24 protein-coding genes are annotated in these 22,600 nt (G+C 62.2%); 16 read left to right on the forward strand and 8 right to left on the reverse strand.

The window, feature by feature from the left end; all coding sequences use genetic code 11:
• Positions 1 to 9: 9 nt before the first annotated feature.
• From PLU72_02500 to galT (PLU72_02530), 7 genes are all read right to left on the reverse strand, one after another.
• Entirely contained in the window at positions 10 to 597 is a 588-nt protein-coding gene (locus tag PLU72_02500; protein HOT27030.1) for a sigma-70 family RNA polymerase sigma factor, read from the reverse strand.
• Complete coding sequence (locus PLU72_02505) at positions 594 to 1,145, reverse strand: hypothetical protein (protein HOT27031.1); 552 nt, start codon at positions 1,143 to 1,145, stop codon at positions 594 to 596. The genes PLU72_02500 and PLU72_02505 overlap by 4 nt, the downstream gene beginning before the upstream one ends.
• 3 nt (positions 1,146 to 1,148) lie before the next feature.
• Positions 1,149 to 1,577: a type II secretion system protein gene (locus PLU72_02510; protein HOT27032.1), complete on the reverse strand. Its 429-nt coding sequence runs from the start codon at positions 1,575 to 1,577 to the stop codon at positions 1,149 to 1,151.
• On the reverse strand, positions 1,574 to 3,619 hold the full coding sequence (locus PLU72_02515) for a hypothetical protein (GenBank protein HOT27033.1): 2,046 nt from the start codon (positions 3,617 to 3,619) through the stop codon (positions 1,574 to 1,576). Before PLU72_02515 ends, PLU72_02510 begins: the two co-directional genes overlap by 4 nt.
• Before the next feature lie 105 nt (positions 3,620 to 3,724).
• Positions 3,725 to 4,114 (reverse strand): SH3 domain-containing protein, encoded by a 390-nt coding sequence (locus PLU72_02520; protein HOT27034.1) that lies wholly within the window; start codon positions 4,112 to 4,114, stop codon positions 3,725 to 3,727.
• Between the two features lie 80 nt (positions 4,115 to 4,194).
• Positions 4,195 to 5,193 (reverse strand): galactose-1-phosphate uridylyltransferase, encoded by a 999-nt coding sequence (gene galT, locus PLU72_02525; protein ID HOT27035.1) that lies wholly within the window; start codon positions 5,191 to 5,193, stop codon positions 4,195 to 4,197.
• A gap of 3 nt (positions 5,194 to 5,196) precedes the next feature.
• Positions 5,197 to 6,267, reverse strand: coding sequence for a galactose-1-phosphate uridylyltransferase (gene galT, locus PLU72_02530; protein ID HOT27036.1), 1,071 nt, complete (start codon positions 6,265 to 6,267; stop codon positions 5,197 to 5,199).
• A gap of 219 nt (positions 6,268 to 6,486) precedes the next feature.
• Between galT (PLU72_02530) and PLU72_02535 the strand changes: the two genes are divergently transcribed.
• A complete protein-coding gene (locus tag PLU72_02535) occupies positions 6,487 to 7,053 on the forward strand; it encodes a hypothetical protein (protein ID HOT27037.1) in 567 nt (188 codons plus the stop codon).
• 163 nt (positions 7,054 to 7,216) lie between these two features.
• On the opposite strand, the gene PLU72_02540 is transcribed toward PLU72_02535, so the two are convergent.
• Positions 7,217 to 7,558, reverse strand: coding sequence for a hypothetical protein (locus PLU72_02540; protein HOT27038.1), 342 nt, complete (start codon positions 7,556 to 7,558; stop codon positions 7,217 to 7,219).
• 258 nt (positions 7,559 to 7,816) lie between these two features.
• Here PLU72_02540 and ffh point away from each other — a divergent pair, with 258 nt between their 5' ends.
• The 15 genes from ffh to PLU72_02615 all read left to right on the forward strand — a co-directional run bounded on the left by ffh (position 7,817) and on the right by PLU72_02615 (position 22,600).
• The gene (gene ffh / locus PLU72_02545; GenBank protein HOT27039.1) at positions 7,817 to 9,160 is read left to right on the forward strand and encodes a signal recognition particle protein; all 1,344 of its coding nucleotides are present in this window, start codon (positions 7,817 to 7,819) and stop codon (positions 9,158 to 9,160) included.
• Positions 9,161 to 9,220: 60 nt separating this feature from the next.
• Positions 9,221 to 9,517: a 30S ribosomal protein S16 gene (gene rpsP / locus PLU72_02550; protein ID HOT27040.1), complete on the forward strand. Its 297-nt coding sequence runs from the start codon at positions 9,221 to 9,223 to the stop codon at positions 9,515 to 9,517.
• 36 nt (positions 9,518 to 9,553) lie between these two features.
• Positions 9,554 to 9,796, forward strand: coding sequence for a KH domain-containing protein (locus PLU72_02555; protein ID HOT27041.1), 243 nt, complete (start codon positions 9,554 to 9,556; stop codon positions 9,794 to 9,796).
• Positions 9,797 to 9,798: 2 nt separating this feature from the next.
• Positions 9,799 to 10,380 (forward strand): ribosome maturation factor RimM, encoded by a 582-nt coding sequence (gene rimM / locus PLU72_02560; GenBank protein HOT27042.1) that lies wholly within the window; start codon positions 9,799 to 9,801, stop codon positions 10,378 to 10,380.
• A 13-nt stretch (positions 10,381 to 10,393) separates the two neighbouring features.
• Positions 10,394 to 11,161: a tRNA (guanosine(37)-N1)-methyltransferase TrmD gene (trmD, locus tag PLU72_02565; protein HOT27043.1), complete on the forward strand. Its 768-nt coding sequence runs from the start codon at positions 10,394 to 10,396 to the stop codon at positions 11,159 to 11,161.
• A 41-nt stretch (positions 11,162 to 11,202) separates the two neighbouring features.
• A complete protein-coding gene (gene rplS / locus PLU72_02570; protein ID HOT27044.1) occupies positions 11,203 to 11,574 on the forward strand; it encodes a 50S ribosomal protein L19 in 372 nt (123 codons plus the stop codon).
• A 356-nt stretch (positions 11,575 to 11,930) separates the two neighbouring features.
• Entirely contained in the window at positions 11,931 to 12,617 is a 687-nt protein-coding gene (gene lepB / locus PLU72_02575; GenBank protein ID HOT27045.1) for a signal peptidase I, read from the forward strand.
• A 17-nt stretch (positions 12,618 to 12,634) separates the two neighbouring features.
• On the forward strand, positions 12,635 to 13,477 hold the full coding sequence (locus PLU72_02580; GenBank protein HOT27046.1) for a 50S ribosome-binding GTPase: 843 nt from the start codon (positions 12,635 to 12,637) through the stop codon (positions 13,475 to 13,477).
• Positions 13,474 to 14,520 (forward strand): PhoH family protein, encoded by a 1,047-nt coding sequence (locus tag PLU72_02585; protein HOT27047.1) that lies wholly within the window; start codon positions 13,474 to 13,476, stop codon positions 14,518 to 14,520. The genes PLU72_02580 and PLU72_02585 overlap by 4 nt, the downstream gene beginning before the upstream one ends.
• Positions 14,517 to 16,712, forward strand: a complete 2,196-nt coding sequence (locus PLU72_02590; GenBank protein HOT27048.1) for an HDIG domain-containing protein — start codon at positions 14,517 to 14,519, stop codon at positions 16,710 to 16,712. Before PLU72_02585 ends, PLU72_02590 begins: the two co-directional genes overlap by 4 nt.
• Entirely contained in the window at positions 16,675 to 17,274 is a 600-nt protein-coding gene (ybeY, locus tag PLU72_02595) for an rRNA maturation RNase YbeY (GenBank protein HOT27049.1), read from the forward strand. The genes PLU72_02590 and ybeY overlap by 38 nt, the downstream gene beginning before the upstream one ends.
• 42 nt (positions 17,275 to 17,316) lie before the next feature.
• A complete protein-coding gene (locus PLU72_02600) occupies positions 17,317 to 18,672 on the forward strand; it encodes a hemolysin family protein (protein HOT27050.1) in 1,356 nt (451 codons plus the stop codon).
• A gap of 31 nt (positions 18,673 to 18,703) precedes the next feature.
• Positions 18,704 to 19,969, forward strand: coding sequence for a hemolysin family protein (locus PLU72_02605; protein HOT27051.1), 1,266 nt, complete (start codon positions 18,704 to 18,706; stop codon positions 19,967 to 19,969).
• Positions 19,966 to 20,673: a DUF502 domain-containing protein gene (locus tag PLU72_02610; GenBank protein ID HOT27052.1), complete on the forward strand. Its 708-nt coding sequence runs from the start codon at positions 19,966 to 19,968 to the stop codon at positions 20,671 to 20,673. The genes PLU72_02605 and PLU72_02610 overlap by 4 nt, the downstream gene beginning before the upstream one ends.
• A 22-nt stretch (positions 20,674 to 20,695) precedes the next feature.
• Positions 20,696 to 22,600 carry a DUF3048 domain-containing protein gene (locus tag PLU72_02615; GenBank protein ID HOT27053.1) on the forward strand — a complete coding sequence of 635 codons (1,905 nt, stop codon included), beginning with the start codon at positions 20,696 to 20,698 and terminating at the stop codon, positions 22,598 to 22,600.

Below are 22,600 nucleotides of genomic sequence, written 5' to 3' on the forward strand. Positions count from 1 at the left end.
ATCGAACACTTATTCACCCTCATTTCCGAGTGCGGCGGGCGAATCCGCGAGGGTTTCCTTCTGAAGCGTCTGCCCGAGCATGCGCCGGGCCCGGAACAGCCGGATCTTCACGAGATGCTGGGGAATTTCGAGGATCTCGGATATCTGCTGGTACGATCGTTCGAAAAAGTAGAACAGCCAGACGACGAGCTTGAAATCATCGGGAAGCCGGGCCATCGCCGCCCCCACCGTCTCCTGTCGCTCGCGCCGGAGCTGTTCGTCGAGGGGGTCGCAGAAGATCGGGATTTCGGCGTCAGGAAGCGGGACCGGGGCCTTTTTCCGGAGCGCCTTGTAACAGTGGTTGGTGGCTATTTTCAGGATCCAGTTCGTGAAGGAACGCGACTGGTCGAATCTTCCGAGGCTCTGGTACGTCGCGATGAAGACTTCCTGGACGACGTCTTCGGCCGCCGCGGGCCGCCGCACGTGAAACAGCGCCATCATGTAAATCTTGCTCTGATACCGCTTCACGAGCTCGCCGAACGCTTCCACCCGGCCGGCGAGCACCTGCCTGACGATCTCGGCGTCCTCGGGCGGATGAGACCCGGGGCGGTCCGTCATGGTTCCCATCCGGGGACGAGGCTGTTGCTGGCGTGGTTCGAGCAGTAGATGAACCGGTTCACCTCGAAGACCTCCGTTCCCTTCGGCGGCGTGCCGATCTTGAGATGAACGCGGAATCCCATGCGGTTGTCGGGCAGGTCGACACGGGTGAACTTCGTGTCGAGCACCAGCAGTTCGCGGCAGTAGACGTATTCTTCAGAGGTTCCCGACGTTGGGATATGCTTCCGGATGAGACCCCGGTTGGAGGGCGGGCGCTCGTAGATGATCGAGCTCTGGGACAGCCCGCTTCCATCGCTTTCGAGAATCCCGATCTTGGCGGAGGGCTCTTCGGAGCCGGGTTGCATCGAAGAAAGATCGACGGCGCGCTGGACGTCGTCTTCGATCTGGGAGAGGAGGATCGCTGTCGACTGGACGTTCGTGAGGTGCGCGGCGCCCTTCGTCGAGGTTTCCATGCCTTTCGACAGGAGGCGGCTGAGCGCGTAGACGACGATCGACGCGAGCAGCACGCTGACGGCGATTTCCACGAGGGTGAATGCTCGGCGTTTCATGGTTCAGCGGTTCCTGTACATCATGCAGCTCATCGAGATGTTCCGTTTGACCTGCGCGGTTTTCCAGGCGACCTCCGCGATGAGGACCTTGTAGGTGAACGGCACCGTCGCCGGAACCGACGGGATGACGACCGAGAGTTTCCTCTCGAAGCGCTCGTCGGCTTTCAGAACGAAGCTCGAGCCGTCCGCCTGCGTCACCTCGAGAGCGTTCGCATCACGTGTTCCCGGCGCGAGGAACGGCGAATCGAACGACTTCGACAGGGCGTAATCGAGAAGTTCGGTCGCGTAGGTGTAAGCGAGCACCTCGTCGCGGGTCTGCTGGGTGCCTGCCGCTCCCCGGGAGAAAATGAAAAAGATGGGGGAGAGACACGCCGCGACGACGAGAACGGCGATCATGACTTCGGTGATGGTGAAGGCGTTCTTCTTGTTCATTTCAGTTGCAGGGGCGTCGGATTGAGCGTGAACGAGAGCAGGTCCTGTTCGGACATCTCGTCGGCGGTCTGCTCGGGAAGAGCGGCGAGGGGAAGGGCGTATTCGAGCTCGGCGCCCTGCGAGGCGCTCGAGATGTCGAACCGTTTCATGGCGACGGCCCCCTTGATCTGCGGCCGGCCGTTGTCGGTCACGGTGACGCGCCCCTTCGGCGCGGTCAGGGCGGCCTGGACGGGGCCGTTGATGTCGAGGGTGATGTCGCCGTCGAGCGTGACGAGCTGGAGGACCTTGAACTCGGAACCGACGGTGGCGTTGATCTTGTTGGAAATGAGGATATTGCCCTTTTCGAGCACGATCCCGCCGTTGCTGATCACGTCGAGATTATCCTTGATCACCATATCCGCCGCGCCGGGCACGTATACCCAGCCGTTGAGGTCGAGTTTGTTGCCCTTGAGCAGGCCGCGGTCGCGGAGGTTGTTCCAGATGTCCTGCGGGGCGTTGCTGGCCGGAAGCGTCCAACTGGTGCGTTTTCCCGGCACGTTCATCGCCGTGATGAAGGGCGCCATGGACTTGAGGCTGGTCGCCCCGGTGAGAGTGTTGAAGGGGGCCGGGATCGCATGCATCATGTCCGCCGGCGGAAGCGGATTCGAATTCATGAGCGTGATGAGCGGGCTTGTCTGGAGGCTCTGGAGAGGGAAGGCCAGGTTGTTGTTGGTGACCATGACGGCGATAGACAGATTGTAGGGGCTGTAGGCGAGATTGCTGGCGTATTTCTGGTTGAACCGCTTGAGCGACTCCGCCGATGACGGGTCGAAGAAGGAGGCGCGTTCTGCCGGTTTGATGAGGGTGGTGAAGGTGGAGATATTGTCGTTTTCCGGCATTGGCATCGGCGTCAGATACTCCTGCCAGTAGGTCAGATTCCCCGAATCGCCTGGGATGTAGTTCAGAAAATCCGGCGAGAAGCGCTTCCGAACGTCCTTGATCGCCTTCGCGGTGATATATGAGCGAAACACCTCGCCGAGCACGAGCGTCGGGGACTTCTTCGAGTCGGTGCCGTACAGGCGGAAAATCGAGTTGAAACGCGCGAGCGAGGCGAGCTTGGAGTTGGCGATGAATCCCCACCATTCGCGGGCGCCCGACGACGTCGTGTCGAACGTGGTTCCCTGATCCCAGCCGAGGAGGGCGATCTCGCCGCCGTCATCGAGCCACTCGATCGTGTACAGTCCGTCGCCCTTGCCGCTCTTGAACAGCTGGAAGCCTTCGGCGAATTTTCCCGGGCTGGGCCAGCCGCGCGCAAGGTTGAGATACACCCTTCCGCCCCCGAGATAGATGAGGCCGCGCTTTCCCTGGACGAGGCTGTCGAAAGTGAGGCTGCTGAGGGAGAGTTGATCGTCGCCGTTCCAGAGAACCCAGGGGGTGACCTGAGAGCCGGTCTGGAGATTGCCGGTGACATCCGTGGCGGCGAGGTTGAAACGCCATGGCGAGCGGGTCGGGGAGCCGTCCAGGGCATCCTCGACATACAGATTGAACTTCGAGAGCACCGGGATGATGGCGGCCGTCACCTTGACCCGAAGTGCATAGTGGTAGTCTTCCGGGTATTCCGGGCCGTTCGTTTTCTTGTACCTGATCGTCACGTACAGGTGGATGATGCCGGATTTCTCCCGGGGAAACTTCGGGGAGATTGTCGAGAAATCGCTCTGCCTGCATTCATACCGGATCTCGTAATTGAAGGTTCCGTGAGCCGCCAGCGGCTTGATCAGCTCGCTGACGACGTTGGAGAAATCCGGGGTGCCCGAGTCGAGCGCGATGGGCGGATTGGCGGTGCGCGAAAGCTCGCCCATCGAGCCCGCGGGCTTGCGGAGATAGGTGACCAGGGGGTGGTCCGTTCTGAGAAGAATGTCGTGCTGGATTTTCTGAGCCGCGAGTTGCGCGAGGGAATTGGCCAGCACGCCCGTGATGCGCTGCTGTGCCTGCTTGTGGCCCGCGCGACTCTGTCTCACCATATACTGGATGAAATAGCCGCCGATGAGCAGAAGCGCGAACATGACGCCTCCCGCAAGAATCAGGACCGAACCGCTCCGGTTCGATGCCTGCCTCGGGGTGGTCGTTGGCCGGGGCGGAAGGGTCATGGCGAGGGTGCGGAATCCATCTCAGAAATCGTTGCGGGGGAGGCTGCGCAGGTCGGGTGTGGCCGATTCCGGACGCTTGGGATCCGTGGTGCCGAGGGTGGTCGTCGGCCGCTTGGCGGCCTCGTCGTCGGATACCTCGGTATAGGACGTGACGTCGATGTAGCTCTTGTACACGTACCTATTGGTGGAACCCTGGAAATTGATCTGATACCAGTTGCCCACGACGTCGACGATCGACACTGAGTCGCCCTGGTAGATCACGGTCACGATCGTGTAGTTCGTTCCCGGACCGGTTCGGACGTTGAGCGCGCTGCAGTTCACCTTGCCGGCGGACGGAACCTGCATGGCCCAGAGAACGCCGGTCAGGAACAACGTGGCGAAAAGGATCGCCGGCCATTTGTACCCTCGCATGGCGTGGACTCCTTTCACGGAATGAATCATCCGTATCTACCGTCGAACGGCGGAAAAGTTACATTTTTTTCGAGGGTGCGTCAGATGGAGACGTCCCGGAGCATGGCGGCGGCGTCTTCGGGCGGGGTGGGGTTGATGTAGAAGCCGGACCCCCATTCGAAGCCGGCGACGTTCGTCAGCTTGGGGATGATCTCGAGATGCCAGTGGTAAAAGTCGCGATAGGACTCGGAGCACGGGGAACTGTGGAGCACGAAGTTGAACGGAATGCCCGGCAGAAGGGCTTCCAGTCTCTTGAGCGCTCCCTGGAGCGTCGCGGCGAACGAGTGTACATGCTCGTTGTCGATGTTCTCGAAAAACGGCTGATGCGTCTTGGGAATGATCTCGATTTCGAAGGGGAACCGCGACGCGAAGGGGCAGAACGCCATGAAATGCGCGTCTTGGAGGATGATGCGCGAGGACTGCTCGGTCTCCTGACGAAGAATATCGCAAAATATACATCTGTCGTGATAATGGAAATACTCGCGCGCGCCGTCGAGCTCCTCCTCGATCCGCTTGGGGATGATCGGGGTGGCGATGATGTGCGAGTGGGCATGGGAAAAGTTCGAGACGCCCCTGCCGCTGTTTTTCACGATCATCAGGTGCTTGAACCGCGGGTTTTTTTTGATCTCGAGCAGGCGTTGCTTATACGCCCAGATGACCTCGCGGACCATATCTATTGGTATAGATTGCAGGGTCTGCGTGTGCTGCGGGGTTTCGACGAGGACCTCATGGATGCCAATCGAGTTCATCGCGTCGAACATGCCGATGCCCTCCCGGCCGGCGTCGCCGGCGGGCACGAGAATCGGATCGCGGTCGGGGATGACGCGGACCCACCATCCCTTCTCGTTCGCGGCCGTGCCGGCCTTCCGGAAGGACATCGTCTCGCCGGGGGTCATCCGCTCGTTGCCTTCACAGAACGGGCATTCGGCCTGGTCGTCGGGCGCCCCGGTCGGGACGGGATAATCGTGCGGCCGTTTCCCGCGTTCGGGGGAGATGATCACCCATTGCTTGAGAACAGGGTCTTTTCGCAGCTGCGGCATTGGCTACCTCGCACTCGTGCCGGATTTTACGGCGGGGGCATCGGCGGAAACTCCCGGTTCGCCGGTTTGCTCCTCGTCGAGCGACGCCTGAATGAGATACTTCGCCGCATCCTCGGGCGGAACCGGATTCACGTAGAAGCCCGAGCCCCATTCGAAGCCCGCGACCTTCGTCAGTCGGGGCATGATCTCGATATGCCAGTGAAAGTAGTCGGCGCAGTGCTCGTCGCAAGGAGACGTATGGATGATGTAGTTGAATGGCGGCTGGTCGAGCGTCTTGATGAGACGTCGGAGGGTGCCGCTCATCATCTCGGCAAGGTTGTCCAGTTCTGCCTCTTCGATGTCGCCGAACGACGCCTTGTGATCCTTGGGGGCGATCCAGGTTTCGAACGGGAAACGGGATGCGAAGGGCGCGAACGCGACGAAACTCTCGTTCTCGTGGATGATCCGGTTGCCAGCGCTCAGTTCCTGGCGGATGATGTCGCAGAAGACGCAGCGTTCCTTGTAGTAGTAATACTGGCGGGCGCCTTCGACCTCCTCCATGACGCGCTTCGGGATGATCGGGGTCGCGATCAGCTGGGAGTGCGGATGATCGAGGCTCGCCCCCGCGGCGGCGCCGGAGTTCTTGAACAGCAGGATGTAGCGGAACCGTCTGTCGCGCTTGAGGTCGCGGTACCGGTCGGCGTAGGCGCTGACGATCTTGAGGACGTGCTGTTTCGAGTATGCTTCGAAGCCCTGATCGTGAACGGGCGTCTCGACGATGACCTCGTGGGCGCCGACGCCGTTCATCATGTCGTAGAGCCCGAGGCCGGTTCGGTCGAGATCGCCTTCGATCTGGAGGGCGGGGTAGCGGTTCGGAACGACGCGCACCTGCCAGCCCTGCTGGTTTGGGAGAGTGTTCGGCTCGCGGTAGGACATGACTTCAGGGGGCGTCATCGCCTCCTGGCCCGGACAGAACGGGCATTTTCCGGTCTGGGCCTTCGGTTTGGCCGAAGGGAAATCCTTCGGGCTCTTGGCCTTTTCGTGTACGATGATCACCCAGCGCTTGGTGACTGGATCCTTGCGGAGTTGCGGCATCCTGACCTCCCGGGGTCCCCCAGATTCATCGGGAATTATACTATGCCGCATCGACAATCGCAACGGCCGGAAGCGGCGAATGCACGGGTTGGTGCCCTTCCGCGAAAATCGTTGACAAGGTGACTGCGCTCGGTTACACTTGCACCGGTCGTGATCCGCAAGGTCACGCCGTGCATTTCATACATGAAACGATGGCGAAAAGGCAAAAAGAGGTAATCCATGGGACGGAAGCGAACGTGTGAGCTCCCATTCTGCAAGGGCGTCGTTGAGGGTACCCGCAACAAGCGCCGGTGCGACAACGACCGGAACATCCATCTGCACCAGGTGATCTCGAAGAACGTGAAGAAGATCATGCGGTACATCGAGGTCCGCGACGATTTCACGGCCAACGACGTCAACCGCGATCTGTTCAAGAACCGCCTGGATAAAAACGAGAAGGGTTCCATGTACCGCCTCTTCCAGGCGATGGTTCGCGAAGAGTATCTGATCGAACTCGGCAAGCGCGAAGGGCTGAAGGTGTATGCCTTCCACGGCCGGGCGGGAAATGCGGTTCGCGTCGACGAACCGGTCGCCGCACAGCCCGTGCCCGTTTCGCAGCCCCTGACGCCGCGCGAACTCCTCATCGGGAAACTGCGGGAGTTCGTGCACATGAAGAACGGCGCTTGGAATCACGATGACTGGCTCTGGCTCGTGAACCGCCAGGATGTTCGCGACCTCGGCATTTCCGAGCACGAACTCGGCGCCCTCCTCGAGGAGGAAAAAGCCCGCTACTGGCTGCACCGGTAGCCGCAGCGAAGCGTTACGCGACGAACGGCGCCGGATCCCGCCATGGATCCGGCGCCGTTTTTCATCCGCGGCAGGTCTTCCGCATTCCGTGCAATGAAAAACCCCGCCGTTGCGGCGGGGCTTCTCACGCAGCCGGACGAGAGAACCGGAAGCGGGCGACGGTTTACTCGTCGTCCTCGTCGTCCTCGTCTTCTTCTTCCTCGTCGTCGAAATCTTCGTCTTCGTCGTCGTCGAAATCTTCGTCTTCGTCGTCCTCGAAGTCTTCGTCTTCCTCGTCTTCGTCGTCGAACTCGTCATCGTCGTCGAAGTCTTCGTCTTCGTCGTCCTCGAGATCTTCTTCATCATCGTCGAAGTCTTCGTCTTCTTCGTCGTCGAAGTCTTCTAAATCTTCTTCATCTTCGTCTTCGAGGTCTTCGTCTTCGAGGTCTTCGTCTTCCTCGTCCTTCTCATCCTCGTCGACGTCTTCCCAGCGCTTCTTCGGAGACATCATCTCCTCTTCGATCAACCAGTCGTTCGTCGGCATGGCGAATATCCCCTTTCGTGCCTAGATGTTGAATTATTGCGGATCGGGGGCAATAATGGCACAATGCTGGCGTCGTGTCAAGATACAAAATCGTCAAACTTGCAAAAGCCGATGACGAACCGAGTTTAGCCGGCGTCGAAAACCCGGCGGGGTACCCGCCTTTCTTGACTTGCCCGCCCTCTTCATGTATACTGGCTCTTCCTATTCTTCATTTCATTCGTTGTATGTGAGGCGTGAACCATGTTTCAGAATCTCTCAGGCAAGCTGGCCGCCGTCTTCGAGCGGCTTCGCCGCTCCGGCAAGCTTACCGAGGCCGATATCGATGCCGCCCTGAACGAGGTCAAGATGGCCCTGCTCGAGGCGGACGTGAACTTCCGTGTCGTGAAGCAGTTCACCAAGCGCGTGAAGGAGAAAGCTGTCGGCGTCGAGATCTTCAAGAGCCTCACCCCGACCCAGCAGGTCGTGAAGATCGTCATGGACGAACTGGTCGTCCTGCTCGGCGGCGAGCGCGCCAAGCTGACCGTCGCCCCGCAGAAGCCCACGGTCATCCTGATGGCCGGCCTCCAGGGCTCCGGCAAGACGACGACCTGCTCCAAGCTGGCCCTGCATCTCCGGAAGAACGATCATAAGTCCCCCCTGCTCGTCGCCTGCGATGTGTACCGCCCGGCCGCCGTGAAGCAGCTCGAAGTGCTCGGTTCGCAGCTCGATGTGCCGGTGTTCACGATGCCCAGCGGCACGCGCCCGGTCGAGATCGCCCGTGCCGCGATCGAGCACGCCCGCGATAAAGACCTCGACACCGTCATCATCGACACCGCCGGTCGCCTGCACATCGACGACGAGATGATGAACGAGGTTCGCGAGCTGAAAGAGGCGACGAAGCCGCACGAGATCCTGCTCGTGGTCGACGCCATGACCGGCCAGGACGCCGTCAACAGCGCCAAGAGCTTCAACGACCTGCTCGAACTGACCGGCATCATCCTCACCAAGCTCGATGGCGACGCCCGTGGCGGCGCGGCTCTCTCGATCCGCGAAGTGACGGGAAAGCCGATCAAGTTCGTCGGCATCGGCGAGAAATCCTCGGCCCTCGAGCCCTTCCACCCCGACCGCATGGCCCAGCGCATCCTCGGCATGGGCGACGTGATGACGCTCATCGAGAAGGCCCAGGCCACGATGGACGAAGAGAAAATGAAGGACATGGAACGGCGGCTTCGCGAGGCCGAGTTCAACTTCAATGATTTTCTCGACCAGCTGAACCAGATCAAGCGCATGGGGCCGCTCAGCCAGCTTCTGTCGATGATCCCGGGCTTCTCGTCGGTGCCGGGGCTTGATCAGCTCTCGTTCGACGACAAGAACTTCAAACGCTTCGAGGCGATCATCCATTCGATGACTCCCGAAGAGCGCTCGTTCCCCGACATGATCGACGGAAGCCGGCGCAAGCGCATCTCGGCCGGCAGCGGCAACGATATTCAAAGTGTGAACGCGCTTCTGAAGCAGTTTTCCCAGATGCGCCAGATGATGAAGAGCCTCGGGGCCATGGGCAAGAAAAGCTCGCGGCTTTCGAAATTCTTCGGTGGAAGAACGTAAGAATTGGAACACGCCGGCCGGCACTGCCCGGCAGGAACGATCGAAAAGGAGTACATACGCATGTCAGTCACTATCCGCCTCAAGATGCTGGGCACCAAGAATCGGCCCTGCTATCGCGTCGTCGCCGTTGACGGTCGCAAGACCCGCGATGGAAAGAGCCTCGAGAACCTCGGTCACTACAATCCGCTTGCCCAGCCGGCTCACATCATCCTCAACGAAGAGAGAGTGATGGAGTATCTCAAGGTCGGCGCCCAGCCGTCTGAGACCGTTCGCGCTCTTCTCCGCCAGAAGGGTATTCGCCAGAACCAGATCTCCGAGAACGGCAAGACCCGCCTCGAGTGGACGAAGACCGCCTGAACGGCGCTCTTCATCTGACAAAGGAGCGTGTCCGACGTGACTCACGATTCGGCCCAGGCACTGATTCACGACCTGGTCTCCGCCCTCGTCGAGCACCCTGACGAAGTCAACGTCAAGGCGATCGAAGGCGATGGGACCGTGGTTTACGAGGTCCAGGTCCACCCCGAAGACAACGGAAAAGTCATCGGGAAAAAAGGCCGGACCATCAATTCGCTGCGCACGATCCTGAGAGCGGCTTCGCTCCCGGGTGAACGGCGCGTCATGATGGAACTGGTCTGACCATGGCGAAGATTCTGGTTTCCGCAGCCGAGACGGCGGCCGATTCCCCCGCGGGAAACGCCGGCCCGGTCGTCATCGCCCGTCTCGCGAAGGCCGTCGGCCTCCAGGGCTGGGTGCGGATAACCATGAACACCGACAACCCCGAGCGGTTCGCGCCCGGGGCCGAGCTGAACCTGCGCAGGCAGGGCCAGCCGATCGTCAGGCTGAAGGTCGTCGACTGGCGGCAGACCTCGTCGCCCGCGCAGATCGACCTGAGCTTCGAAGGCATCGAAGACATGGACGCCGCCCGCACGCTGATGCCGGGCGAGTTCGTGATCGACCGGGCCGACCGCGTTCCTCCGCCTCCGGGGGCCTTCTATCCCGACGAGCTCGAGGGCATGAAGGTCGTCGGCCCGCAGGGCGATGAAGAGGGCGTGGTGGAATCCCTGGTCAGCGAAGTGCCTTCCCCGTATCTCGTCGTGCGTTCACCGCGTGCCGGCGAGGTGTTCGTGCCCTACCGGCGCGCGAACTTCGCCTCGATCGACCGCGAGACCCACACGATCCGCCTGACCGAGCCGCTCGAGCGGCACATTCCGGTGGACTGACGAAGGAACACATGTGAAGATCGATATCATCACCCTCCTGCCGGGCATCTTCGACCGCGTTTTCGACGAAAGCGTGCTCGGGGCCGCTCGACGCCAGGGACTTATAGATATCGATATACATTCGTTCCGCGAATACGGCGACGGCCGTCACAAGACGGTCGACGACACGGCGTTCGGCGGCGGCCCGGGCATGGTCCTGAAGCCGGGGCCTCTGACCGCCTGCATCCGCGACGTGCGCCGCGCCGGCCCGCCGGCGGCCGTCGTCGGCCTGACGCCGCAGGGCGTCCCGCTGACCCAGCAGCTCGTCCGCGAGCTTGCCGGCTGTCCGCGGCTCATCCTCGTTTGCGGCCGGTACGAAGGCTTCGACGAGCGCATCAGATCCGAGTTCGATTTGCAGATCTCGGTCGGGGACTACGTGCTGACGGGGGGCGAAATAGCCGCGATGGCGCTCGTCGACGCCGTCTCGCGTATGATTCCCGGCACCGTGGGCAGGCAGGAGTCCGTCGAACAGGATTCGTTCTACACCGGTGTTCTCGACCACCCGCAGTACACGCGCCCCGCCGCCTGGGAAGGGCGGGGCGTGCCGGCGACGCTCATGGAAGGCCATCACGAGCGCATCGTCGAGTGGCGTCGCGGTCAGGCCCTGCTGACGACGGCCGTCAGACGTCCCGATGTTCTCTCTTCCCGGGAAATCACGAGAGAAGACCGGGAGGCTCTCCAGGCGGCGATCGCCGCCGGCGCGGCCGTCCGGGCGCCTCTCGCCGCACCAACGACCCCCTGAACCGGGAACCGGTTCATCCAATATCCTGAAGGAGCATACGCATGAATCCCACTATCGAAAGCATCGAACGCGGCTACATGAAGAACCGCCAGAGCGTTCCGGAGTTCGTTCCGGGCGACACGCTGCGCATCGCCATCAAGGTTCGCGAAGGTGACAAGGAACGCCTCCAGGCGTTCGAGGGCGTTGTGATCTCCCGCCGCTATGCCGGCCTCCGCGAAAACTTCACCGTTCGCAAGATCTCCTACGGCGTCGGCGTCGAGCGCACCTTCCTGCTCAACTCGCCGAACCTGGCCGAGATCAAGGTCGTCCGCCGCGGCAAGGCCGCCCGCGCGAAGCTGTATTACCTGCGCGATCGCGTCGGCAAGAAGACCCGCGTCAAAGACAAGCTGATGGTGGCGAAGGCCGAGGAGTGAGCCACGATGCCCTGTCGCCGGTGACAGGTGTCGCCGGCGCAAAGGCGGTCGGGATCGCCGGCGTTTCCGTCCGTTCGGGTCAGTCGACGGCCATTGCCGTCGATCGTCTCGATCCGGATGACGTCCTCAGCGAGTCCGCTCTCACCATCCTGGGAACGGTGTCCGGCCGGCTGCCGGATGACTTCCAGCTGACCCTGGAACAGCATCCGCGCGGCCGGTCGGCGCTGCGCTTTCCCCTGCCGCCGCCCGAGCGCGGCCGGTTCGAAACGGCGATCACCCTCCGGAACGGCGCGAACGACATCGCCGTCCGCATCACCCGCCCCGACGGAACCGTCGCGGACGAGTGCCGCTTTACCATGCACTACAAATCCTCGTTCCGCGAGTGGAACGAGACCGTTTTCATCGCCTTCCTGCTCGCCCTCATCATCCGGAGCCTCGTTTTACAGGCGTTTTGGATACCGACGGGAAGCATGGAGCCGACGCTTCTCGGCGAGAAACGCGACCCGGTGACGAACGAGCTCACCCGCGCCGGCGACCGCATCCTGGTCAACCGGTTCGCGTATGTGGCCGATCTGTCGCTTGACGGCCGGATTCCGTTCGGTCCGAGATACTGGTTCGCCCTTCCGAAGCGTGGCGACATCGTCGTGTTCAAATACCCCGACAAGAACCCGAACGCCGCGCCGCGCGATTTCATCAAGCGCGTCATCGGCCTGCCCGGCGACCATATCCGGATCATCGAGGGGATCGTCTCGGTGAACGGGGTTCCGCTGAACGAGCCGTATATCGCCGAGCCGCCCTGGCAGGATTTCGAGACCCGGGTGCCGACGGACAGCCTGTTCGTGATGGGCGACAATCGCAACAACAGCGCCGACAGCCGCTACTGGGGGCCCATGCCCCTGAAAAACCTCAAGGGCCAAGCCGTTTTGCTGTACTGGCCCGCGGGCCGTTTCCGCGCGATCCGGAGCTATCCGCATCCCGTCTATCCGCATTCCGAACGGCTTCCCTCATCGGCGGGCGGCCCCGGTTCCGGTCAGGAGGGGTGACGGCCGGAGATGCGCAGATGAACAGGGAGCTCCCCGGCCATATCCGCAAGGCGTTCCGCTCGATCGAACGGTTCATTCCGGTCGTCGATCTCGTGGTGGAACTGCTCGACGCGCGGATGCCGCTTTCCTCGAGGCTTCCCGGGCTCGTGAAGCGCCTCGGAAAGCCCTCGCTCGTCGTCCTCGGCAAGGCCGACCTTGCCGACGAAAACCAGACGACGAAGTGGATACGCCGGTTCGAGGCGGAAGGCCAGCCGTGCCTCGCCCTCGATGCCCGCAAGCCCGCATCCGTCAAAAATCTTGCTCAGCGGCTTCGCGCCTTTACGGACGAAGCCGCCGCGGCCGCCGGTTCGGTCCGGCGGATGCGGCGCCTGATGGTCATCGGCATTCCGAACGTCGGCAAGTCGACGCTCATCAACGCGCTCGCCGGCCGCAAGGCCGCGCGCGTCGCGAACCTGCCTGGCGTAACCCGCGACATTCAATGGATCAAACTTCCCGGGAGCCTCGAACTGCTGGACCTTCCCGGCGTGCTCGATTTCGGCCTCCTGAAACGGGGAGATATATTGAGACTTATAAATACCGTGCCCGGAAACGACGAGGACCAGTCCTCGCGGGCCCGCAAACTTTGCGAGATCCTCGCGACGATCGAATCGGCGGGCGCCCTGCCCGGCTTCACCGAGGAGGCCGCGGGCTCGTTCGATGTATATCTTCCGATATATGCGCGCCGAATGAACTTCGTGGCCCGGGGCGGGGTGCCAGACGAACGCCGGGCGGCGCTCGACCTGGTGAAGCGCTTTCAGAGCGGCGGTTTCGGCCGGATCACGCTGGAACCAGCCGACAGGGAAGTGGCGATCGTCGCATGAGCAGGCCCGAGGTGATTCTCGAACTCAACGAGGATGTGTGCCGGCACATGCTCGGCGCCGGCGATTCGCGCGGCCTCGACCTGCTGCGCAGTCTTTCCGACGTGAACGTGCGGGCACGGGGCAACCAGCTCCTGGTCGGCGGCGATCCCGGCAAGATCAGGCTCGTGAAGCGGTTCATCCACGCCCTGACCCGACGCATCGAGACCGAGGGCGGCATGAGCCCCGCCGACATGCGCCGCCTGCTCGGCGAGTGCCAGGCCGAGAACGACGCGAACCACCGGAAACCCGAGGCGACGGTTCCGGCCCCTGAGGCGGGGAAGGGCGCGGAGGAGAAACCCGGCGCCCGTACCGCGGGGGATTCTTACCCTGAGATCCTCATGACGCATTCGGGCCGGTCGGTCCGGGCCAAGACGCCGATGCAGCAGGCCTATCTCGACGCGATCCGGTCGCACGAGATCACGGTATCGATCGGGCCCGCCGGCACCGGCAAGACGTTCCTTGCCTGCGCGATGGCGGTCAAGGCCTTGCGCGAACGCGAGGTCACGCGGGTGATCCTCTCCAGGCCGACGGTCGAGGCCGGCGAAAAGCTGGGGTATCTCCCGGGCGACCTGATGGAAAAGGTCGATCCGCATTTCCGCCCGCTGTATGACGCGCTTCAGGAGTTTTTGGGCATCTCCAGATTCCAGCAGCTGCTTCGCCAGGGCACCATCGAAATCACCCCCCTCGGCTACATGCGGGGCAGAACCTTCAACGAGGCGTTCATCGTTCTCGACGAGGCCCAGAACACGACCGACAAGCAGATGCGAATGTTCCTCACCCGGATGGGATACGGTTCCCGCGTCGTCGTAACCGGCGACCGGACGCAGATCGATCTGCCCGCGCCGAAGGACTCGTCGCTCTTCACGCTGCGCAAAGTCCTCGGCGGAATCGAGCGCATGGCGTTCATCGATCTCGGCGAGAAGGACGTTATCCGCCACGAGCTCGTACGCCGCATCATCCAGGCATACGAAGCGTATTACGGCGAGGAAGGGGGATTGTCGTGAGCGAGCGCACCGCCTTCATCCTGACGAACTTCCTGCGATGGCTGGATCTCCCCGCCAAGCGCCAGCAGCTGTTCATCCGCGAGTTCGCCGTCTTTTTCGCCGCGGTCGTCCTGATCCTGTTCATCGATTTCAACTCGTTCAGCCCCGAAGTCATCGAGGGCCACGAAGCGCCGAAGACCATCGTCGCGCCGCGCGCGATCAGCTTCGTCGACGAACGCAAGACCGCCGAGCTTCGCCGCCTCGAGGAAGAGCGCGTCGAGCCCGTCATCACCCACATCGACGATGCCGAAGCCGAGATGCTGAGCCGGTTCAGCCGGTTCATGGGCAGCCTGGGCCGCTTCACGCATGACTGGCGGGACCGGGAGCCGACCGACCTCAGGCAGGACGTCATCGCGAGTTACTTCCCATCCGACAGGCTTCTCGACGAAGAAGGCCTTCGCATGTCGCTTGCGCTTTCCTCCGCGGAGATTGACCGGGTGAACGTGACGGGACGCCAGATGCTGCTGAACTACAACCAGACGATCATCAGCGCCCGCACTCTCGACTCGGTCCGCGCCGACGTGAAGAAAAACACCGACACGATGCCGGGCCAGGCGCCGTTCAAGAAGGTGCTCACCGACATCGTCCGCAACGCCCTGATGGTAAACTCGATCGAGGACGAGAAGGCGACCCGGGCGCGGCGCGAATCTGCCAGCCGCTCCGTAACGCCGGTGAAACGGAATTTCCAGAAGGGGCAGAAGATCGTCGACCGCGGCGTCATCGTCAGCGCCGACGACGTATACGTACTCAAAACGCTCGAGAAACAGCTCCAGAAGAATCGGGTGCTGGCCCTGATCGGCAACCTCCTGCTCGCCGCCCTTCTCACGCTGATCTGTCTCGCGCACCTGCGCCTGACACGCCACCAGATCCTGAAAGAGTCGGAACTGTTCCGGCTGACGGCCGGCCTCTGGATCGCCACGCTGTTCCTGGCGAAGATCGTCATCGCCGTCGGCAGCGCATACGACCAGTGGGAAATCTGCCTCCTGCTTTCCCCGCTTCCCGCGATCGGTCTGCTGATGGTGTTGCTCCTCGACTTCCAGCTGGCCCTGTTTCATCAGATGCTCCTGGGAATCCTGCTGTTCATCCTCACCGAAGCCAACGCGCGGCTTGCGATCGTCAGCCTTCTCGGCGGCATTCTCGGCACCCTCGTCCTGCACTCGTCGAAGGAGGGAAACCTGCGCGGCATGATCGGCTGGGCCGGCCTGAAAGCCGGCTTCGCCAACGCGGTCGCGCTCCTCGGCCTGCTGATGCTTGACGGCGAGAGCGTGACGATCTCGAATTTGCGCAGTATCGGCATCATGGTCTCCTGCGCCTTCGGAAATGGCCTCATTGCCGGCATCGCCGCGAACGGAGTGCTTCCCTACGTCGAAAGCTTCTTCGCCCTGGCGACCGGCTCGCGGCTCCTGGAGTTGGCCGACCTGTCACAGCCTCTGATGAAGCGCCTCGCCGAGGAGGCCCCCGGCACCTACCAGCACAGCATGATGGTCGCCAACCTGTCCGAGGCGGCGGCGAACGAGATCAACGCCGACGGTTTGCTCGCCAAGATCGGCGCGTATTTCCACGATATCGGAAAGCTGAAACGGCCGCTGTATTTCGTCGAGAATCAGACGACGACGAACCAGCACGACCAGCTCACCCCCTACATGTCGAGCCTCATCCTCGTCGGCCACATCCGCGACGGCGCCGACCTGGCGCGGGAATACGCCCTGCCCGAGCGGGTCGTGTCGCTGATCACCCAGCACCACGGCACGACGCTGATCAGCTACTTCTACGAGCAGGCCAAGACCGACACGGAAGGTCAGACCGTCAGCGAAGAACGGTTCCGGTATCCCGGCCCGAAGCCCCAGACGAAGGAAGCGGCGATCATCATGATGGCCGATGCGGTGGAAGCCGCCTCGCGCACCCTGTCCCAGCACACCCACAGTCGCATCGAGGGGCTGGTCAAGAAGATCGTGGAAAACAAGCTCAACGACGAGAACCAGCTCGACGAGAGCGACCTGACGCTCAAGGACATCGAACGCATCGAGCAGACCTTTGTTCGCGTCCTCACTTCCATGTATCATGGAAGAATCGATTACCCCGGCAAGCTGTCGAACCAGCCGAAGGGAGGCGCCGATGGAAATCCTCATCAGCAACCGGCAAAAGAAGAGTAAATTCAATATCTCCAGGATTCGAAGTATAGCAGTTGAAATACTTCGCTTCGAGGATGCTCCCGACAACGTGGAGCTGTCGATCGTCCTGTGCGACGACGATTTCATCCAGAAGCTGAACAACGATTACCTCGGCCACAACCGGCCGACCGATGTCCTGTCCTTCCCCATCGAGGACGACGAGCTGGAAACCGGCGTACGGGCGATCGGCGACGTCGTCATCAGCGTCGAGACCGCCGCCAGACAGGCGGAAAAGCTCAGCCATTCGATCGGCCTCGAGGTCGCCTTCCTGTTGATCCACGGTATCCTTCACCTGCAGGGCTACGATCACGACACCCGGGGCGAACAGCTCCGAATGCGCGATCGAGAAGCGGCCATCTGCCGCTATCTATGCGACAGGAAGCTCCTAAAGGGGCTCGAGACGGAAGGCCCCGCCACTCTGATCGCACGGGTGGAAAAAAAAGCGCGGCCCGCCGGCCGGAAACCTTCGCCGGACGCCGGAACCCAGGCTTCGGAAAAGCCGAAGCGGGCCGGGAAAACCGGAGGTCGGCATCTCAATGGATGACCCCGGGGCCTCTTCCTGCGATCGCAAGCCACGGAGCCAGGCATGCGGGGTGCCGATGCCATGACCGACCCCGTCTACGTTCTCGTGTTCTGTCTCCTGCTCTGCTGTTCGGCTTTCTTCTCCGCAACCGAGACGGCCTTCTTCTCCCTTTCCCCCCTGCGGCTGAAAAAGCTCGAAGACGAGGGAGACGGCCAGGCCGGTGAGATCCTGACCGTTCTTGGGGACAAGCAACGGCTTCTCATCACCCTCCTGCTGGGAAATACCTTCGTCAACGTCGCCGCCACCGCGATGGCCACGGCGTTCCTCGTGGATGAACTGCCCAAGGTCGCGTGGCTTGCCTCTTCCCCGCTTGGGGCTTCTCCTCACGTTTCCGTGGCCATTGCCTCCGGCATGATGACGATCCTTCTGCTCATCTGCGGCGAGATCACTCCGAAAACCGTCGCGATCTTCAACGCCCAGCGCTTCGCGCGGGTCGTCGTCAAGCCCCTGCGGCTCGTCATGTTTCTCCTGACGCCCTTCACCACGGCGATCAACGTCACCCTGGCAAAACTGGTTCCGTCCTATGCGGACTGGAATCGCAAGCTGGGTTCCGCCACCTCCCTGGACCAGATCGACAGCTATTTTTCGCTCGGGGAAGAAGTCGGCATCATCGAGCGCGACGAAAAGGAAATGATCAGTTCCGTGTTCGAGTTCGGCGACACACTCGTGCGGGAGGTCATGGTGCCCCGTCCCGACATCATGGCGATATCGATCAACACGTCTCTCGACGCGCTTCTCAAATTCCTGCGCGAGGACGGCCATTCCCGCTTCCCCGTCTACGACGGCTCCCTGGACAAGATCGTCGGCGTTCTCTACGTGAAGGACCTGCTGATGCGATACGAGGAGATGCGCGACAATTTCAATCTGACCAAGCTGCTCCGGCAGGTCTGTTTCGTACCCGAGACGAAAAAGCTCGACGACATGCTGCGCGAGTTCCAGAAGCGAAAGATGCATCTCGCCGTCGTCGTCGACGAATACGGCGGCGTTTCGGGCCTCGTGACGATCGAGGATCTCCTCGAGGAGATCGTCGGCGAAATCATCGACGAGTACGACCAGGACGAGCTTCCCCCCATCATCGAGGTCGGGCCCGACGTTTTCAGCGTCGATGCGCGGTACGGCATCGCCGATCTCGAGACCGAACTGGGCCTCAAGCTCGAATACGAGGATTCCGAGACCGTGAGCGGGTACGTTCTCGAAAAGCTTGGCCGCATTCCGCGCCGCGACGAGAAACTGGACGAACCGCAGGCCTGTTTCCAGGTCGTCGAGCTCAAGGGAAACAGGATCCTGAGACTGAGAGTCACCCGAAAGCCAGCTCCGGAGCCGGAACCCGACCTCGGGCCGGACGATCTCATCGAATAGAAAGCCGGAGCGACGTCCCGGAAAGTGGGAAATGACGATACTGATTTCGCTGGCCCTCGTGTCCGCCTGCCTCTTCCTTGCCGGTGCCTATGCCGGTATCGAAACGGGCTTCGTCAGTCTCGATCTCGAGATGATCAAGCACCAGGCGCAGGAGCCGGATGCCGTCGCGGAGCGGGCGCTGCTCAAGATCATCCTCCAGCCGGAGCGTTTTCTGGCGCTGACGCTGATCGGGATCAACCTCACGATGGTCGTGGCGACGTCGGTCTGGACGGAATTGCTTCATTACTACCGGCCCTCTCTCGTAACCGCCGGAACCATCGCGATGTCGGTATTCATCCTCATTTTCTGCGAACTGCTTCCCAAGATGGTGTTCGTCGCGAAGCCGTTCGAGATGTCGACGCGGTTCATTCCGCTCGTGAAGGCTTCCGACCGGATCCTGAGCGTTCCGATCGTCGCGGTCACCTGGTTCACCCGCGGCATCATTCGGCTCCTCGGAGTGGCCGGAAGCAGGAAGCGCAGGAACATCTCACGCGATGAGCTGCTGATTCTGTTGAGCCAGGGCGCGAGTTCGGGGGTTCTGCGGGAGAAGCCGACCCGCATGGCGCGCGGTATCATCGGCCTGAAGGACACGCGGCTGTGCGAGATCATGATCCCGAGGCCCAGGCTCGTCGCCCTCGACGTGAGCACTCCGATAGAAAAGGCCCGGAAGCTGGTGATGGAAGGCGGGTATTCCCGCATTCCCGTCTACGAGGGCCGGATCGACCAGGTGATCGGCTTCCTGTATTTCAAGGACCTGTTCCTGCGCCCTCGGCAGCCCGCGTCTCTCAGAGAACTCCTGTCGCCGGCCGTCTTCTCGCCCGAGATGAAAAACGCATTCGAGCAGCTCCGGGAAATGCGCCGAGACAACTTCCACGCGGTGATCATCCTCGACGAGTTCGGCTCGGTGTCTGGCCTCGTCACGCTCGAAGACCTGCTCGAGGAGGTGTTCGGCGAGATCCAGGACGAGCTCGACGAGCCCGTCACCAGCCTGAAGGCGAATAACGACGGCACGCTGACCGCCCCGGCCGATATGAGCCTCGCGGATTTCCGGAGGGAAACTGGGATAGAATTTATCGAAACCGAAGGCGCATCGACCCTGAATGGGCTTATACTGGCAACGGCGGGTCGCATTCCCCAGACCGGGGAAAAACTCGGGATCGCCCGCTGCACCTTCGAAATTCTCCAGGCCGACAGCAGGCGGGTGCTGAAGGTCCGGATCGACCCGGGTGACGGAAAACGCGGAGAGAAGAAAACATGATCGGTCACGGCAGGGATCGCTTCAAGGACGGTCTGAAGCTCGTTCTCAACGGGTTGAAGACGCTCCACGACATCCTGCGGAGCTATTTTATCACGGGCGTTATATTGGTCGTTCCGGCCTTCGTGACGCTGTTCATCATCTATCAGCTGTTCATTTTCGCCGACGGCATCCTTGGAAATGCCGTGAGCGGAGCGATCGGCCTGCGGATTCCCGGCTTCGGCCTCATCGCGACGGCGCTGTTGTTCGTCGTCGCCGGCCGGATCGCTCAGAACGTGATCGGGCAGCGGGTTCTCACCTGGGTCGACCGGTCCCTCGAGTCGTTGCCGGTCGTCCGGTCGCTGTATGTCGGCGTCAAGCAGGTTTCCGACGTCGTCCTGCAACAGCACAAGGGCGAGTTCAAGCGCGTCGTGCTTGTCGAGTATCCGAAGGAGGACAGCTGGGTCGTCGGGTTCGTGACGGGAGATTTTCCGGCGGAGGTCACCGATGGATTCAAAGGGCGGAGCATGCTGTGCGTGTTCGTTCCGACGACGCCGAATCCGACCTCGGGCTTCCTGCTGATCGTCGACCGGACGAAGATCATCGAAATGAACCTCAGCATCGAGGAGGCGATGAAACTCGTCATCTCGGGCGGCCTCGTGAAACCAACCGCGCAGGAGACCCTCCGGCCGGCCCAAACCGACGAAGAGTTTACGATTCCCCACTGACGGGACGAAGGAAAAAGAGCGTATGATATATATAAAGAACCGGTCATGGCGATCCCTGGCGGCGATGCTGCCGGCGTTTCTCTGGAACCTGGCGGGAGCGCCCGTTTCGGCCCAGGGATTCGACGACATGAAACAGTATCTCGACGTGCGCGACGCCGCTGCGGCCGTGAAGGTGGAGCTGGAACGCGCGGCGGACGGGGCTTCCGGCTCCGTCCTGCTTGCCAATCCGAAAGCCGAGCAGGAAGTGATGGACATGCTGAACTGGCTCGACGCGCGGGCGAAGGAGTTCGAGAAGCAGGCGAGTCCCCTCTCGATCTATTACAGCGATCGACTGTCGCGCATTCTGGCCGACTGTCACAGGCTGTATCCGCATTTCATCAAGCGGCGCGCCCTCGCCGCCCGGGCGGGCGTCATGCTCATGCCCCTGAGCCCGTCGAAAGGCGATCTCGAGGTCATGCAGACCCCGGCCCCCGCCCCGAACCCCGCGTCGGCGATCGCCCCCGCCGTGCATGCGCCTTCCGCGCCGATATCCCCGCATGCGGCCGTCGCCGCTGGCGAGCCGCTGCCTGTGGCTTCCGGGCCGAGCGGCCCGAGAACAGCCGTGCTGGACGCTCCCCCGTCTCCCGAAGACGTTGTCGCCCGGCGGCGCGCGTTCTTTCACCCGATTGGGGTGCGCACCCTCCTGCCGCAGGCGACCGTCGCAGGAATCGCCGCGCAGCCCGTTCCTCCAGCTGCGGGTGTCGTGCCGGCAAGCGGCGCGGTCGCCGTCACGCCGCCGCCTGCTTCGTTTCCCGAGCTTCCGAGTCCGGTCGCGCAGGCGCCGGCCGCGTTCACCCCGCTGGAACCCTGGACCGGCGGTTCCGATCCGCAGGTGCGCGAGACGCCCGGCATGCGGCCCCTCGCGATCATGATCGAGAATCACAACCAGGCCCGCCCCCAGACCGCGATGCACGAGGCCGAGGTGGTCTACGAGATCCCGGTCGAGGGCGGCATCACCAGGTTCATGGCGCTGTATTATCACGTGCCCGAGATCGTCGGGCCGGTACGCAGTTGCCGGGAATACTTCGTGGACCGGGCGCTCGAAGTGAACGCCCTCTACGTGCATTGCGGGGGCAGTCCGAACGGCTACAAATACATCGGCGAGCAGAAGGTGTTCTCGATCGACGAGATCAGCAACGGCACGCCCTTCTTCCGCGACAATTCCCGCAAGGCCCCGCACAATCTCTACACAAAGCCGCAGAAGCTGATCGAGGTGATGAACCAGAAATACCCGATGCAGCTTCCCTATCAGAAACTGCCCCTGCCGTACGGCGAGAATCCCACGGCCGGAAACATCGCCTGCAACGGCGTTTCGATCCGGTATCACGGGAACTATACCGCTTCATATAAATTCAACCCGCGCACCGGCCGCTACGATCGGTACATGAACGGGGCGCAGCAGCTCGACCGCGTGACTCTCAAGCCGGTGTCCCCCGGGACCGTCGTCATCCAGATGGCCAACATGCGCGTCATCGACGACAAGGGGCGCCAGGAGATCAGCTTCATCGGCGAAGGCCGCGGGCTGGTGCTGTACGGCGGAACGGCGCGGCAAATCGTCTGGAAGAAGACCGCGCCGCGCGAGTTCACGCGGTTCTTCGACGAGACCGGGAAGCCGTTCTTCTTTTCGAACAAGAGCCCCGTCTGGATCCAGGTTGTGTCACCGATCAACCGGCTCGCGTTCGATCCTCCGGTTCCCCAGAACATCATCGCCTTCCTGGGCGTTCAGCAGCCCGCAGGAAAGACAGCCGCCGCCGCGCCCGCGAATCGGACATCGACCGCGCCTGCCTCCGCGACGGCGCCGGTGACACCCCAGCCTGCGGCGCCCCCCGCCCCGGCCTCCGCATCGGCCGGTCTCCCTGCCGTTGCCAACCCGTCCGGCGCCCTCTGA

The sequence above is a fragment of the Candidatus Ozemobacteraceae bacterium genome, from assembly GCA_035373905.1.
Taxonomy (GTDB): Bacteria; Muiribacteriota; Ozemobacteria; order Ozemobacterales; family Ozemobacteraceae; genus MWAR01.